Here is a 15428-nt window from a genome sequence, read left to right as displayed (position 1 = left end):
TCCCCTTCACTCCTTCAATAGCGCTGAGCCAGCCAATAAACAGCCCCTCAACCCGGCGGAAGAGCTTTTTGCGTTGACATGCTTAATCGTTTAAGCATACCGTTAATCCAACCACGCCCAGCCGATCCCGGAACGGAACAGATGAGCGCTAGAAATCACTCCGCACGTGTCACCCTCAGCCAAATCGCCAACCGGGTTGGGCTATCCAGCGCCGCCGTATCCATGGCCCTGCGCGGCCATCAGCGCATCTCCGCTGCCACCCGCCAACGGGTATTGGAAGAGGCAAACCGCCTCGGCTACGTCTACGATCGCGGTGCAGCCAAGCTCAGAACCGGCCAATCAGATACCGTGGGGATCATTATCAGCGACATTGCCAACGCCTTTTTCGGGGAACTGGTCGCCGGAGTCGATCAGGTTATCGCCGAAACCGGTAAAATCTCCTTCCTGTTCAATACCCGCGACGATGTCCGGCGGCAGGAAAGCCTGCTGATACGGCTGCGGGAACAGGGGGTGGACGGCATGATCCTGTGCCCGGCGCCGGGCACCGACCCGGCCCTGCTGGAAAGAATCTCCGCCTGGGGCATCCCGACCGTGCAAATGCTGCGTTGCATCAGCGCCGACCAGGCCGACTATGTCAGCGCCGACTACCGGACCGGAGTCGAGGCCCTCTGCGAACACCTGCTCGCCCTCGGGCACCGACGGATCGCCTATCTCGGCGGCAGCCATGATCATTCGGCAACCAGCCAGCGGCTGGCCGGCTTTCATGGCGCTCTGCAGCGTCACGGACTGGCCCCGGCTGGCGTTATCCGCTGCCCGGCCACCCGGCAGGCTGGGCGGGAGAGTATCAAAACACTGCTCGCAGCACCGCAACCCGCTACCGCAGCTATCTGCTACAACGATCTGATCGCCTTCGGGGTGCTGGCCGGACTCCGCGATGCCGGGCTGGTGCCGGGGCAGGATTTTGCGGTCACCGGGTTCGATGACGTTGAGGAAGCGGCAGCAAGTTGGCCACCGCTGACCACCGCCGCCACCCATCCCCGTGACATCGGCCAGGCCGCCGGCCGGCTGCTGTTACGCCGGATCGCTACTCCCGGCGCTGCGCCGGAGCGCCTGATTATTCCGACGGAAATCATCGTCCGCAGCAGTTGCGGGACAAAAACCGGCGGTTAAACCTTTCATTCCGCTACTTTCGACAGGAGTCGACAGATGCACCAAGCAAGTCATATCGGCCTGATCGGCCTCGGCGTCATGGGCCGCAATCTGGCTCTGAACATGGCTGACCACGGCTTTACCGTCACCGCAACCGACCCTTGGCCAGAGGCCAGACAAAGCCTGGTGACCGAGTTGGCAAACTACTCACAGCCGGAACGCATCAGGATTACGCCCGGCGTTGCCGAGTTGGTGGCCGCCCTGCCAGCGCCGCGCAATATCCTGCTGCTGGTCAAAGCCGGCGCCACGGTCGACTCCTTGATCGCCCAGCTGACCCTGCTGCTGGAACCGGGCGACACCCTGATCGATAGCGGCAACTCCTTTTATCGCGACACCATGCGCCGGGAAAGCGAATTGGCGGACCAGGGCTTTCACTTTATCGGTCTCGGCATTTCCGGCGGGGAAGAAGGAGCCCGCCGTGGCCCGGCCATGATGGCCGGCGGCGACGCCGCAGCCTATGCCCGGATCAAACCGGTTTTAGAGACGATTGCCGCCCATTATGGGGACTCTCCCTGCTGCGCCCGGGTCGGCCGAAACGGGGCCGGACATTTCGTGAAAATGGTCCATAACGGCATCGAGTACGGCATCATGCAATTGCTTGCCGAAGCCTATCTGCTGTTGCGTGATCTGGGTGGCCTTGATCATGGCCGGATGGCCGCGACCTTTCGCGCTTGGAACAACACCGAACTGGCCTCTTACCTAATTGAAATTACGGCTGAAATTCTTGACAAGCAGGACGATCTAACGGGTGCGCCGCTGGTTGAGATGATCCTCGACCAGGCCCAGCAAAAGGGCACGGGCCGCTGGACCTCGGAGGCCGCTCTTGAGTTCGGCATCCCGACCCCGACCCTGAGCGAAGCCGTCTTCGGTCGGGCTCTCTCCGCCCTCAAGGCCGAACGACTGGCGGCCGCCGACATGTTATCGGGACCGTCCCCTGTTCCGCTCAAGACAGACTCGGCAGCCTTTATCGAATCGATCCGCCAGGCCCTGCTGGGTTCAATCATCAGCTGCTATGCCCAGGGCCTGGCCCTGATCGAAGCAGCCGGGCGGGAATTGGACTGGCAGATCGAGTTGGCCACCGTTGCCGGTCTCTGGCGGGCCGGGTGCATCATCAGGGCCGACCTGTTGGCCAGGGTGATGAACGCCTATCAAACCCCAGGGCAATCGGGCAACCTGCTCTGCACCAGCGAGTTCGCCCAACTGCTGGCCACGATTCAGCCAGGCTGGCGAGAAACGGCCGCCCTGGCTGTGACCGGTGGCATTCCAGTTCCCGGACTGCTGTCAGCCCTGGCCTATTTTGACGGTCTGCGTCAGCCCAGATCAGCGGCCAATCTGATCCAGGCCCAGCGGGACTATTTTGGTGCCCATACCTATGAAAGAACGGACCGGAATGGGGTTTTCCACACCGAATGGTCACAACTTTAAGGCATATGACAAAAAGAATTTTTCAGTCCGGAAACGGTCAGTGCAGGCTGCTGTCAAAGCACAGCTTTCCACCCCGAGCAGCCTGGCAGCGAGGGCTAGCGGGGCACTGTTTTGCGCAGCCGGTCAGGGCAAAGACCACACAGCCGACCAACCGTACCGGATCACTTTTTTCGGCCCTGCCGCAGGTTGTAGGGCTATTCATAACTATCAGAATGGAGGAAGCAGATGTCTATCCTGTTACGTTCAACTCTTCAACCACCGGAAATCACCAAGGAGATCCTGGAACGTTTTGATATCTACCGGGAAGAAAAAGAAATTCCGCCAGAAGTGGCCCAACAGATCACCGCAGTTATCACCAACGGCGGGCTGGGACTTTCCAGCGAAGAGATGCGTGCGCTGCCAGCGCTGCAGATGATTTCGGTTTACGGGGTGGGCACCGATGCCATCGATCTGGTGCAGGCTAAGGAAAGAGGGATTCAGGTCGCAACAACCCCCGGCGTCCTCACCAACGCTGTGGCGGAGATGGCCCTGGCCCTCACCCTGAGCGCAGCCCGCCGCGTCGCTGAAGGCGATCGTTATGTGCGTGCTGGACAATGGCTGCAGGGGAATCTGGGACTGGGCTGGACCCTGTTTGGCGAGACCGTTGGTATTCTCGGCTACGGCCGGATCGGTAAGCGGATCGGTGAATTGACCCGAGCGGTCGGGATGAAGGTCCTCTATACCGATCTGCACCCAACGCCTGGCGAAGAGGAAGCCTTTCGCTCATCCCCGCTGGAACTGGCCCGCGACTGCCGGGTGCTGATTATCGCTGCCGAAGGGGGTGAAAAAACCAGGGGGCTGGTCAACCGAACGATTCTCAAGGCGCTGGGTCCCGACGGATTACTGGTCAATATCGCCAGGGGGTCTGTCGTTAACCAGCATGAGCTGATCCTCGCCCTTGAAGCCGGCGAACTCGGTTGTGCCGCGCTGGATGTCTTTGCGAATGAACCACAAGTGCCGAAAGAGCTGATCGCCCAGCAGAAGCTGGTGCTGACTCCCCATGTTGCCTCGGCCACCATCGATGCCCGGCGGGCCATGGGCAGGCTGGTCATTGACAACCTGGCCGCGTTTCTGGACGGCAAAGCCCTGCTCACACCCTTAAACCTGTGATCCTTTTTTGACCACTCAGCCGGAGCCTCGCCCAGGCTCCGGCTAGCACGGAATGTCCTGCCCAGCCGAAAATAACTCAGGTGCCGCCATGCTTGGTCGGAGAAACGCTCCTGCTTGCGGAGCCTTCTCCCAGACTGTGCAGGGCGGCCAGGATATCACCCAATTGATCAGGCGGTCCGCCGCTCATATTTTCCTCATCTGCAACCTGTAATTCTCGAGCATCATATTCCCAACGGCGCAAAATTTTGATTTTGTCGGCCAGGGACAGAGAAGAATCAGTGCAGACATCTTGAGGCTGCGCAAAAGAATCTGCCGGGTTCTGTAATAATTTTTCCATATTCATAGGTGCCTCCTTCTATCTTTACTGTTATTTTACTATAACTTGTTCAGGACGAGTCAACGGCAGCCAGATAAGACCTGACGTCCATGCCGGAAAGGCTTTATTATGCACATTCTGTTTCTCCATGGTCTTGAATCGGGCCCGCACGGATCAAAATATCAGGCCCTCAAAGCAGTTTTTTCCTCGGTCCTCGCACCGGACTGCAGCGGGATCAACGCTGAGACAGAACGGCTCCGGGTCATTCGCCAGACCACGGACAACATCGAAGGCCAGTTCCTGGTGGTCGGTTCCAGCATGGGCGGGTTGATGGCCCTGCTGCTGCAGCAAAGCTGTCCGGAACGGATCGCCGGCATGGTTCTCTGTGCCCCGGCCCTGTCACGCCCGGCCGCAGCGGACCTTGATCTGACCCGGTTGCCACCGACCTATGTCATTCACGGTACCCGCGACGAGGTTATTCCTCTGGAGGTCAGCCGCAGATTCGGCGACAATCTGATTGTCGTCGCTGACGATCACCGTTTGGCGAAAAGCCTCCCGGTCATTTTACGCACGGTCTTCGAATTAAAAATGAAACTGGTCGGCCTGGTAGACTGAGCGGTTGCCCCAAGAGTTGCTCGCGAAGCTGTTCAGGCAGACCAGAGAGATCCTTCGCCAGGCCGGAGCAGTCACAACCCGACATTGAAGCAGGCCAACGGATCACTGGGATTTATTTTTTCTTTCAGGAGGGCACCATGCTGAGAAAATCCTTTTTTTTGCCACTGCTGCTGATTTACATCTGCTCTGCGGCGGTCAGTTCCACTGCGGCAGCCCAGGAAATTATCCCTTTTGCCACGGCAAACCAGAATCCACTGGTGACGGTCTTCGGATTACCCGCCACAGCCCCGGCGACCATTCTCGCAGCCGGCCGCACCACAGTGGAGTTTCGTTCGGACATTGCCAGCTCCTGCAGCAGCAACTCCAACTCCAGGGAAAGCGTGCTGCTCGATGGTGAGACCTACCGTTTGACCCTTGCTGCCAGACGAGGCATCGGCCGCAACCTGGAAATCGGCATGGAACTGCCTTATGTGATGCATCGGCAGGGCTTTCTCGACAGTTTCATCAAGAACTGGCACGACTTCTTCGGCCTGCCGCAAGGGGAACGGGATAATATCCCCGAAGATCAACTCGATTATCGTTATAGCAGCAACGGTGATGAGGAAGTGAATCTCACCGATTCCAGCCAAGGGTTGGGCGACCTGCGTCTGACCGCCGGCTGGCAACTGTTGCGCCAAGACGCCCCTACCCGGAAAAGCCTGGCGCTTCGGGCCAGCCTCAAACTGCCGACCGGCGATAGCGACAAACTGCTTGGCAGCGGTAGTACCGACCTGGCCCTGTGGCTGAGCGGTTCGGCCGCCGGAGCGGATGACACCGTCGCGCTGTTCGGATCCATCGGCATGCTGTTTCTGAGCAACGGTGATATCATTGCCGACCAGCAGAACAATATGGTCGGCTTTGGCAGCATCGGCGTCGGCTGGCAGGCCCTTGACAGCCTCAACCTGAAACTGCAGATCGATGCCCACAGCGCTTTTTATGATGACAGTGAATTGAAAGAACTGTCCGAGTCGGCCCAGTTACTAATCGGCGGCACCCTGGCCATGACCGAAGCCACTGCCCTGGACATCGCAGTCGGCGAGGATATCGTGGTCGATTCCGCACCGGATGTGGTGTTTCATATTGCTCTTCGACATAGTTTCTGAAGCTGCAACACGGCCTCAACAAATACTCTCGGCCGGGCGTCCCCTTCCGGCTGAGAGTATTGCAGTCCCCTAAATAACCAATCCGATCGAGCAATAGGATCAAGGGAATGCAGTTCGCCAAAGAGCGATCCAGCCTGATCGAAAAATTAATCTAAAAATCAAAAAACACAGATTTTTCATTATTTCCTAACCAACCAGGGTGATTTATATGCTTAAATAACAGATCTTATTTATGCTTATGCAAGGAGGTTCCATGAAACTCAAAATACTTATTTCTTTTGTCGTACTCTTGGTCCTCATTCAGTTTGTCCCCTTCGGAAAAGACCATTCCAATCCGCCGGTGGCGACCGAACCGACCTGGGACTCACCGAGGACGGCTCAATTGTTCGCACGCGCCTGTGGAGATTGTCACAGCCACAAGACGGTCTGGCCTTGGTACAGCAACTACGCCCCGATCTCCTGGCTGGTTGCCAACGACGTTTACGAAGGACGGGAACATTTCAATGTTTCCATGTGGAATTCGCAGAAAAGAAATAAAGGGAATGAAGCCGCCGAAGCGGTTCAGGAAGGCGAAATGCCTCCCTGGTTTTACCTCATCCCGCATCCGGAAGCCAAACTGTCAAACCAGGAGACAGCAGAACTTATTCAAGGGCTGGAAAACACTTTCGGCCGCAAGCACTGAACGCTCTTCCCACCGCTTTATCCTTCTCGCCTTCAGGCGGCACCGGCAGTCCGGCTGCCGCCTGAAGGCGAATCCGGTATCTTTTTCAGCCTGCCGGGTGTATGCTGACGCAATAGATACGCCATATTGAATCACTTCTTAACAATCGACACTCCTTCAGACCGCATTGAACTCGGATTGCGGGCTGGGAGAGATTCAAGCAGTCACATCTGGTTATCCGGCACGTCTTAACCGTCAAGTATGCCTACGAGATTCCTGAGTTCACATGGGGATTTTTCAGCCGTATTCTTGGCTAATCCGAACAAGGGAGATCCACAATGGACAGTCCAAAGCTTTCAATCGGTGGTCCGATTGAGGCCCGTTGCACCAAATGCCGCAAAAATTCGCCGCATACCATTTTAGAACTGAACGAAGATCAACCGGAAAAAGTTCAATGTAGCCTCTGCGAACGACAGCATAAGTTTCGGCCACCCACTGTCAAAAGAGCGCCCGGCGCCTATCAGGCCCAGCAGCGGAAATCGGCCGAGTGCAAGGAATGGGAGAAACTGCAGAAAAACATGCTGGCGGCCAATGCCAAAGATTATTCCATGGCCGAAGCGTACAAGGTCAAAACCGTGATTTCTCACCCAGCCTTCGGACTGGGTATCGTCTATCGAGTGATCGGCTCAGGAAAAATAGAGATTTTGTTTGAAGACGGCATCAAAACCATGCGTTGCAAATAATAAGCGGCCCCGGACCGAGCTTGCACCAACAGCTTGCCGAACCCAACGAAAAAGGACCTGAGCATGGAAATCTGCCACCTCTGTCAGGATCAGATCAAAAAATCCGCAAGCAGAAAACCGCATAAAGACCTGGTAAAAATAGACGAGTGCCGAATTTTCATCGGCCGCAACCCCAGCGGTCACGAAGAACAGGACTATCAGTGCGCTGTCTGCCAATCACGCTTCACCCATAGCACCGACAAAAACGACCTGGGCTGGACCCTGTGGCAGGGCTAATCGTTCTGCGCTGATTGGCCAGTCTCGGCCAGCCAACGTTCAAAACGCTCTTTCGGCCCCCTGGAGAGGATACGTTCAAAGGTTGCACGATCATACAGATAAAGACAATGTCTGATTAACGTATAGGGACTGAAAGAACTGTCGGGATTATTGGCCAGATAGGAGTCTCGATACTCCCTGGCGGTTTTGATGTTTTCCAGGAGGCCTTTGTGCAGGTCAGCACGTTCAAAGGTGCTGTCCAGTTTCAATATTTCCTGGACAAAGTTGTCGACCTTGTAATCCTTAAAATCAAAATCCTTGAAAAAGTGTCCGGCCACCCGAAGAAAATTGAAAGCGGTGATTTTTTTCCCGCCTGCGGTCGGATGCTTGTCGTTGTCCTGATCTTCGGCTGCCATAAGACCTTCACTGACGGCCAGATCGGTTTCCTGCTGCAGCAGTTCGCTGGTAGCGCTTCTGATTTCAATAAATTCCCGGTCCGCCAGTTCGAACAAAGCGGCCAGAACATTGATCCGCCGTTTCAGGTCGTTCGGGATTGACTTTTTGTATTTGATTTTATGATCCAGCACACTCCAGGCATCCTGAATCAGGGAGCGGATCTGCACCTCGACGCAGCAACCGCGCAGCAGCAGATGCTTTTCGCTCGGGAGCAGGCGTTCATCATAGACCAGGTCCATGTGCAGGCCTTTGTAACCGAACAGGTCATTGGTTTTTTCCAGGGTCGCGATCTTATCCGTCACTTCGATGACCTCGAAATTATCCTTCAGCACTGTTGCGATTAGTGGGATCTGATCTTCGTACAGACAGACAATCCTGATGCCAAGCAGGTCGGACAGGTAATCCTTGATGGCATAGGGGCGCTCCTCAATCTCCAGCCGACCCTGGTACTTGCGCTGAAACTTCTTGATGCACTCTTCCTTATTTTTAACCCGCCCTTCAATCTTGGTGATTTCACCGACATCGACCTGCTTCAAGAGCAGGCTCGCCGCACTGATACAGGCGTTCTTGGCCTCCTCAAGAAGCACCCGGTTAGTATCATAAAAAGACATAAATGCCTTTTTTTCCTGTTCAAAATCCAAAGAAGCCAAGCGAAACCTCCAGTCGGCACAGCAAAGTATTTTTCAAAAACGTTACAACGAAACAGTTTAAATCGGCAGGAATATTTCGCAAGGATATTAGAGAATTATTTCAGAGTTTGAAAAAATCGCGGGGCGGATTGAGCTTTTTATTCTTGTTCGGCTTGCGGAGTCTCCCCCGACACAGACCCATCCTGCTTGCGTTTGCGCTTTTCTTCTTTTTTGGCCTGCCGGGAAATTTCTTTCTGGCGCTTTTCATAATCGTAATTCGGCTTTTTACCCATTCGCTGCTACCTTTGCATCGTCCCTATCAGTTGCGGGGAGAAAAAAAGAAACGGCCCCGCTTATGCAAACGGGGCCGTTTCTCAATTGTTCTTACAATATGCTTCAGATCTTACGAACGTTAGTCGACTGAGGACCTTTTTGACCTTGGGCCACATCAAAACTGACGCGATCGCCTTCAGCAAGGGTCTTGAACCCATCACCTTGAATCTGCGAAAAATGCACAAACAAATCTGCCCCGTTGTCCTGCTCAATAAAACCAAAACCTTTAGCCTCGTTGAACCACTTCACACTACCTTCTGCCATTTAATCTTCTCCGTTACCCATTTCCAGGGCTTTTTCTGTTGCGCAGATTTCCATCTAAAAAACACAAGGCACAGACCCAAGCGGGCCTGTGCCTTGTATCCGGTTTGACACTATGCCAATTCAGTGAATGAATAATCTACACAAATCTACTTAAGTTTTTTAAGCTTATCACGGCAAGTCATTAATGTACAGAGTTTTTTATAACGTTTTTTGAAAGTTCTTTTGTACCGAGCAGACTTTCCGCCGGCGACCGAGCCTCGCTCCAATCGCTCAGCGGCCCTGCAGATGCGGACCTTCCGCCATTTGACTCCCCTGGAATCCGACCTATACTTGATCCCAACACCGAAAAAAAAAACACCTGCCGCTTCGAGAAAATAGCCATGCAGAGATATAAAATCGTCCATAATACCTATTATAATTTTTCCGCTGCGGTTCAGCTGCAGCCACACCGGTTATTGCTTCGTCCGAGGGAAGACCACGAACTGTGGGTCGAGACCTCCCTGCTCAATATCACACCGGTAGCCAATGTCCGCTGGCATCGCGATGTCGAGGATAATTCCGTTGCCATCGCCACCTTCACGACTCCGGCAACCCAGCTGCGGATTGAAAGCAGCATCGTTATTCAGCAATACAACGAAACGCCCCTCGATTTTGTCGTCGAAAGTTCGGCGACCCTCTATCCGTTCAGTTATTCCCCCGAGGACCGGGCGGTTCTGGCGCCCTACATAGCGGTATCGGAAAGAACCGACAATACCCTTCTTTCGGCCTGGGTTGCCAGGCTGCTCCCCGCCAAAAAGGAACCGGTCGAGAGCTATGTCTTGCTCAGGCAGCTGAGTCGGCACATTTTCGACTCGCTGGCCTATCAGATGCGCGAAGAACCAGGCGTGCAGACCCCGCAGGAAACCCTGCAGAAAGGAACCGGATCCTGTCGCGATTTTGCCAACCTGCTCATGGAAGCCTGCCGCTGCGCAGGCCTTGCCGCTCGGTTTGTCAGCGGTTATCTTTACACTCCGCAGAGCACGGTTCCTGGTGCGACCCATGCCTGGACCGAGATCTATATCCCCGGTGCCGGCTGGAAAGGGTTTGATCCCACCAGCGGCGAAATTGCCGGCAAAAAACATATCGCCGTGGCCGTAGCCCGGTTACCGGAACTGGTTCCGCCGGTCGCGGGCTCCTTCATCGGCCCACCAGGAACCAGTCTGGATGTCGGGGTGTGGGTCTCCGCCATCTGAGCCAATGACTGCTGCACTCTTTCCAGCGCTTCCCCCGCTTTTTTTCAACTCTGGACCTGAGCAATTGAAATAGGGCATATTGAGCTGCAAAAACAGTTGTTTCGCCCAACCACTATCCATCTTCAGTAAAGGGAAAATCTATGCCAGAGACCCTGTTGCAGAAATGGCCCGTTGGACAGCCCCCTTCCATCAGCATGCCCATCCCCAGCTTTATGGACGCCCTGACTATCCGCCGTGATTGTTACGGCCAACCGGCCGAGGTTATTCGCCTGGAACAGGTGGCAATCCCGAAGCTGCTGCCGGAACAGGCCAATTGCGTGTTGGTTGCAGTGCTTGCCTCGGGGCCGAACTTCAACACCAATTTCGCCGCTCTTGGGTTGCCGGTGCCCCCCTTCGGCCGCGGCGATAATGCCACCGTCCACATCCCCGGCAGTGATGCCCTGGGAATTATTGTCGATGCCGGTACGGCCGTCAGCGAACTCAAAGTCGGCCAGGTGGTGATTCTTGATTCCTGGACCGATTCAACCAGAATTCGCGGTTATGAAACTCACGACGGCTTCAATGCGCAATTTGCCGTGGTCGACCAGAAACGCGCCCTGGCCATCCCGGCCCGGCTGCAGCAGCAAACTCCCGAGCAGTTGGCCGCTATGCTGCTAACCTATGGCACAGCTTACCGTGCTGTGGTCGAGCGCTTGCAGGTGAAACCCGGTGACAGCGTCCTGCTTATGGGCGGCGGCAAGGGGACCAGTTTTGCCGGGGCCCAGATCGCCAAAGCCCTCGGTGCCCGGGTGATCCTGATGGGCTCCAACCGGAGCCTGGCCGAGACCCTGATCGAGCGCGGTATTGCCGATGCCTTCGTCAACCGGAAGGAGATTCCGGACGAAGTCTATGGGGTCATCCCTGCCAACGAAACGGAAGACGGCTGGCGTGGCCGGACCGCACCTTTTCGCGAGGCCATCTTTGCCGCCAATAACGGCCGGCCGGTCGACAAGATTTTCGAACACACCGGCGGCACCAATTTCCCGCTGTTGGTATCCGCATTGGCCGAAAACGGCACTCTGGCCTTTTTCGGCGCCACCGGCAGCGGCCTCAAGGGGGAATATCAGGAAACCTTCTTCTATGCGGGACAACGGCTGGTCATGGATGCCCGCTGGGTCTGGATGCGCCAGAAACAGATCCTGTTCCGCAGCGGTTCAGCCCGAGACATTCTCGCTGAAATCGGCTTGCCCCCGGGCAAGAAGGGGCTGATCTGGGGCGCCGATGGCTATGCCCGGGAATTTGTCGAAGCGGCCCTCGCCCGCAGTGCCGAGTTGGCCGTCATCGCCTCCCATTCCCGTGAAGCGGCCGGCATTGCCGAACTGATTCGGCTCGGCGTCAACCCCGCCCATATTATCGACCGCGACCGCTTCCAGTTGACCACAGACATGCCCGACCCGCTGACGGCGGATGGGCATCTGAACCCTGCCTATAACAGTGGCTATATGAATCAGGCCAGAGCCCTGGGCCGGTCCCTCTGGGACATTTTTGGTCCCCGCACCAGCCCGGATTTCGTCATCGAACGAAATGACCAGAGCACCCTGCACTACAGCAGCTTTCTGGTCCGTGACTTCAGTGAACGGGAGCTGCAGAACTGCGGCATCATTGTTGTCCGCGGCGAACAGGAGCTGGCGTTGTGCGGCTCCCACATGTACTGTTCCAACCAGGCCCAGGAAGTGGTGCGGTTATTGGCCGGGGGCAGAATCGAGATGGAGCAGGAGGATCTTGAGGTGGTGAGCCTGGCCGAACTGCCGGAGCTGCAGCAGAAGATGCTGGATGGCAGGATGACCAAACCGAAAGGAGTCGCCCTGGTGCAGGCTGACACCACGGGGCGGACCATCGCCAGCTACGCGCGGGAGTTCTGGGGGCAGACCCTGCGCACGGCCAATCCGGAGCAACAGGAGTACCTTGATATCTACCTCTCCCCGGAAGGGATCGGCACCATTGTGCTGCAGCGGATCGATGCCCTCAACGCCCTCAATGACACCCTGCTGGCCCAGCTGGCCGAGACCTTTAACGAGGTTCGCGACCAGGGCAGCCTCCACGGCCAACCGGTCAAGGCGCTGCTGCTGTGCAGTGAGACCCGAGCGTTCGTGGCTGGTGCGGATGTCACCGAGTTTGCCGGCAACGACGCCGCAGAAATCGCCCGGATCGCCTCCTTCAACCTGGCTATTTTCACAACCCTGGAAAACCTGCCGATCCCGGTCATCGCGGTAATCGATGGTTTTGCCCTCGGCGGCGGCAACGAGCTGGCCATGAGTGCCCATTACCGGATAGTGACCGAAAATGCCCTGCTTGGCCAGCCGGAAGTCAAACTGGGCATTATTCCGGGGTACGGCGGTGCGCAGCGCCTGCCCAGATTGATCGGTCCGCGTAAAGCGTTGGAAATGTCGGTCAACGGAGAACCGATAGATGGCCGTACGGCGGTTTCCATCGGCCTGGCTGATGAATTTCATCTTTCCGCGACCGCCATGGCCAGGGCCTTTCAGGTCGCACGGGAACTGGTTTCCGGACAGGCCAGTCTGGCGCAGAAGGATTGGGATGAACGGGCTGCGAGTCAGGCCCTTGAGCTGCAGGAATTGCTCACCGATCCGGCAGTGAAAAGACTGCTGACCCAAAACGCCCCCGGCGACCCTGCGGACATTTACGCAGCCAGACGCTATGCCGCCCACTACGTGATCGCGGCAATGGAGTTCGGTTACGAGAACGGCTTCGTCGCCGGACTGGCCAACGATGCCAAACTGTTCGGTGAGATCGCCGCATCCCCTTCCGGTCAGGAATGGATCGGACGCTTTATTAACAAGGACCCGGAGCAGGGGGCTTTTATCAGACTGCTGGAAGGGGATTGAAAGGGATATATATTAATGGCAAAGTCCGTCCTGGACTTTGCCATGCACGTTACGCAAAAGCGTGGTTTTGCTGCACTCACAAAAACAAGGAATAAACCCCTTGTTTTTGACTCGCCCTTCCTTGGGCTCGGACGAACGATGTAACAATTGGCCGTCCTGGACTTTGCCATGCGCGTTACGCAAAAGCGCGGTTTTGCTGCACTCACAAAAACAAGGAATAAACCCCTTGTTTTTGGCTCGCCCTTCCTTGGGCTCGAACGGACCATGTAACAATTGGCCGTCCTGGACACGGTCATTGTTTTGCAAAAACGCGGCTCGCCGCACCCGGAGGGATTGGCGAGCCTCTGGTGTCAGGGTTTGAAGAGCATCTCCGCAGCCTCGTAAATGGTCTCGGACAGGGTCGGGTGGGGATGGATCGACTTGCGCAGGTCCTCGGCAACTGCGGCCATTTCCATGGCCACCACCCCTTCGGCGATCAGCTCGCCGGCACCTGGACCGGCCACCGCCACCCCCAACACCCGGTCGGTGTCCTTATCCACGATCAACTTGGTCATGCCGTCCTCCCGCCCCAGGGTCAGGGTCCGACCGTTGCCGCGCCAGGGCATCTTGGCGGTGGTGATTTTGATCTGCTGTTCCCGGGCCGCTGTTTCGGTCAGCCCGCACCAGGCGATCTCCGGATCGGTAAAGACCACCGCTGGAATTGCCCGGGGATCAAAGACCGCCTTACGGCCGACTGCCGCTTCGGCAGCGACGTTGGCCTCACCGTAAGCCTTGTGGGCCAGCATCGGCTCACCGGCGATATCACCGATGGCAAAGATATGCGGTTCGGCGGTACGCTGCTGGCCATCGACCTCGACAAAACCCTTTTGGGTCACCTTGATGGCGGTATTCTCCAGACCCAGATTTTCGGTGTTCGGACGGCGGCCAATGGAGATCAGCACTTTGTCGAAACGGCGCTTGCTCTGCTCTCCTTTTTTATCTTCCAGGATCACGGCAACCCCGTTCTTCTGTTCTTTCAGCTCGACAACCTTGGTCTTGAGCAGGATCTCCTCGAATTTTTTATCGAGCCGACGTTTAAGCACCGAGACCAGATCCCGGTCACAGCCCGGCAGCAACCCGTCAGTCATCTCCACCACCGAGACCTTGCTGCCCATGGCAGCGTAGGCCGAACCCAGCTCCAGGCCGATATAGCCGCCGCCGATCACCAGCAGTGACTTGGGCACATCCGCCAGCTCCAGCGCGCCGGTCGAATCGATGATCATTTTGCTCCCGGGTTCGACCCCGGGCAGCATGATCGGCCGCGACCCGGTGGCAAGGATCGCCTGCTTGAAGGTCAGCTCGCTGGTCTCTCCATCGATGTTGGTCACCTGCAGGGTCGTGGAATTTTTGAATGTGGCCGTCCCCCGGATATAGTTCACTTTCTTCTGTTTGACCTTGCCACCCAGGCCGCCGGTCAGTTTTCCGACCACTTCGTTCTTCCACTCCCGGACTCGCTCGACATCGATTTTCGGCTTGCTGAAGCTCACCCCGATGGCATTCGATTCTTCGGCTTCAGAAACCAGTTTGGCGACATGAAGCAGGGCCTTGGAGGGAATACAGCCGCGGTACAAACAGACTCCGCCCGGATTCTCCTCCGGGTCGATCAGGGTCACTGACAAACCCAGCTCAACGGCCTTGAAGGCGGCTGCATAGCCGCCGGGCCCGGCACCGACAACAACCAGCTCGGCATCGACAGGGCCGTCCGTGGGGGCGCTTTGCGGCGCAGGCTCTTCCTTCGCTTCCGCGGGTGGGGTAGAACTCTCCTCGTTTTTTTCCTCAGCAGACTCTTGTGGTGCTGCGGGCCCCTGCCGGTCATCGGCCTCAACCTCATCCAGAATGACGATCACCGCGCCGACTTTAGCCTGCTCCCCTTCCGCCACCCGGATCTCTTTGACCTTGCCGGCACTCGGTGAGGGGATGGCAACAACCGCTTTATCCGTTTCCAGTTCCAGCAGGGTCTGGTCCGCTTCAACCAAGTCACCCACGGCCACGGCAATGGAAGTAACGGTGCCTTCGGTCACTCCTTCGGAAACTTCCGGGACAACAACCTCTAACGACATAACAAACCTCTATTC

The 15428-nt window shown here is 56.7% G+C and carries 15 protein-coding genes; 10 read left to right on the top strand and 5 right to left on the bottom strand.

Going from position 1 to position 15428, the window contains the following annotated elements; all coding sequences use genetic code 11:
- Positions 1-141: 141 nt before the first annotated feature.
- From N909_RS0113520 to N909_RS0113510, 3 genes are all read left to right on the top strand, one after another.
- A complete protein-coding gene (locus tag N909_RS0113520; RefSeq protein WP_029915955.1) occupies positions 142-1170 on the top strand; it encodes a LacI family DNA-binding transcriptional regulator in 1029 nt (342 codons plus the stop codon).
- Positions 1171-1206: 36 nt separating this feature from the next.
- Positions 1207-2634, top strand: coding sequence for an NADP-dependent phosphogluconate dehydrogenase (gene gndA / locus N909_RS0113515; RefSeq protein WP_029915953.1), 1428 nt, complete (start codon positions 1207-1209; stop codon positions 2632-2634).
- A gap of 225 nt (positions 2635-2859) precedes the next feature.
- Positions 2860-3783, top strand: a complete 924-nt coding sequence (locus tag N909_RS0113510) for a 2-hydroxyacid dehydrogenase (RefSeq protein ID WP_029915950.1) — start codon at positions 2860-2862, stop codon at positions 3781-3783.
- A gap of 76 nt (positions 3784-3859) precedes the next feature.
- On the opposite strand, the gene N909_RS23870 is transcribed toward N909_RS0113510, so the two are convergent.
- On the bottom strand, positions 3860-4126 hold the full coding sequence (locus N909_RS23870; RefSeq protein WP_036683171.1) for a hypothetical protein: 267 nt from the start codon (positions 4124-4126) through the stop codon (positions 3860-3862).
- Positions 4127-4228: 102 nt separating this feature from the next.
- Here N909_RS23870 and N909_RS24685 point away from each other — a divergent pair, with 102 nt between their 5' ends.
- The 5 genes from N909_RS24685 to N909_RS0113480 all read left to right on the top strand — a co-directional run bounded on the left by N909_RS24685 (position 4229) and on the right by N909_RS0113480 (position 7536).
- On the top strand, positions 4229-4714 hold the full coding sequence (locus tag N909_RS24685) for an alpha/beta hydrolase (protein WP_051689754.1): 486 nt from the start codon (positions 4229-4231) through the stop codon (positions 4712-4714).
- A 137-nt stretch (positions 4715-4851) separates the two neighbouring features.
- Positions 4852-5856 carry a DUF3187 family protein gene (locus N909_RS0113495; protein WP_029915943.1) on the top strand — a complete coding sequence of 335 codons (1005 nt, stop codon included), beginning with the start codon at positions 4852-4854 and terminating at the stop codon, positions 5854-5856.
- Positions 5857-6109: 253 nt separating this feature from the next.
- A complete protein-coding gene (locus tag N909_RS0113490) occupies positions 6110-6538 on the top strand; it encodes a heme-binding domain-containing protein (protein ID WP_029915941.1) in 429 nt (142 codons plus the stop codon).
- Between the two features lie 317 nt (positions 6539-6855).
- Positions 6856-7260 (top strand): hypothetical protein, encoded by a 405-nt coding sequence (locus tag N909_RS0113485; RefSeq protein ID WP_029915939.1) that lies wholly within the window; start codon positions 6856-6858, stop codon positions 7258-7260.
- Positions 7261-7323: 63 nt separating this feature from the next.
- Positions 7324-7536 carry a hypothetical protein gene (locus N909_RS0113480; RefSeq protein ID WP_029915937.1) on the top strand — a complete coding sequence of 71 codons (213 nt, stop codon included), beginning with the start codon at positions 7324-7326 and terminating at the stop codon, positions 7534-7536.
- Here the strand turns inward: N909_RS0113480 and N909_RS0113475 are convergent.
- The 3 genes from N909_RS0113475 to N909_RS0113465 all read right to left on the bottom strand — a co-directional run bounded on the left by N909_RS0113475 (position 7533) and on the right by N909_RS0113465 (position 9197).
- Positions 7533-8582 (bottom strand): GTP pyrophosphokinase, encoded by a 1050-nt coding sequence (locus N909_RS0113475; RefSeq protein WP_245613602.1) that lies wholly within the window; start codon positions 8580-8582, stop codon positions 7533-7535. The genes N909_RS0113480 and N909_RS0113475 overlap by 4 nt on opposite strands.
- A 176-nt stretch (positions 8583-8758) precedes the next feature.
- Entirely contained in the window at positions 8759-8893 is a 135-nt protein-coding gene (locus tag N909_RS26365; RefSeq protein ID WP_281174851.1) for a hypothetical protein, read from the bottom strand.
- A gap of 103 nt (positions 8894-8996) precedes the next feature.
- Positions 8997-9197: a cold-shock protein gene (locus N909_RS0113465; protein ID WP_029915933.1), complete on the bottom strand. Its 201-nt coding sequence runs from the start codon at positions 9195-9197 to the stop codon at positions 8997-8999.
- A gap of 380 nt (positions 9198-9577) precedes the next feature.
- On the opposite strand from N909_RS0113465, the gene N909_RS0113460 reads away from it, so the two are divergent.
- Positions 9578-10429: a transglutaminase family protein gene (locus N909_RS0113460; protein WP_029915932.1), complete on the top strand. Its 852-nt coding sequence runs from the start codon at positions 9578-9580 to the stop codon at positions 10427-10429.
- Between the two features lie 140 nt (positions 10430-10569).
- The gene (locus N909_RS24680; RefSeq protein ID WP_051689753.1) at positions 10570-13314 is read left to right on the top strand and encodes an enoyl-CoA hydratase-related protein; all 2745 of its coding nucleotides are present in this window, start codon (positions 10570-10572) and stop codon (positions 13312-13314) included.
- Between the two features lie 350 nt (positions 13315-13664).
- Here the strand turns inward: N909_RS24680 and lpdA are convergent, their stop codons facing one another.
- Positions 13665-15413, bottom strand: a complete 1749-nt coding sequence (lpdA, locus tag N909_RS0113445) for a dihydrolipoyl dehydrogenase (protein ID WP_029915929.1) — start codon at positions 15411-15413, stop codon at positions 13665-13667.
- Positions 15414-15428 lie beyond the last annotated feature (15 nt).

The sequence above is a fragment of the Pelobacter seleniigenes DSM 18267 genome, assembly GCF_000711225.1.
Classification (GTDB): domain Bacteria; phylum Desulfobacterota; class Desulfuromonadia; order Desulfuromonadales; family Geopsychrobacteraceae; genus Seleniibacterium; species Seleniibacterium seleniigenes.
The sequence above is the reverse complement of the archived record's forward strand: the minus strand, read 5'-3'. Positions and strand labels throughout refer to the sequence as shown.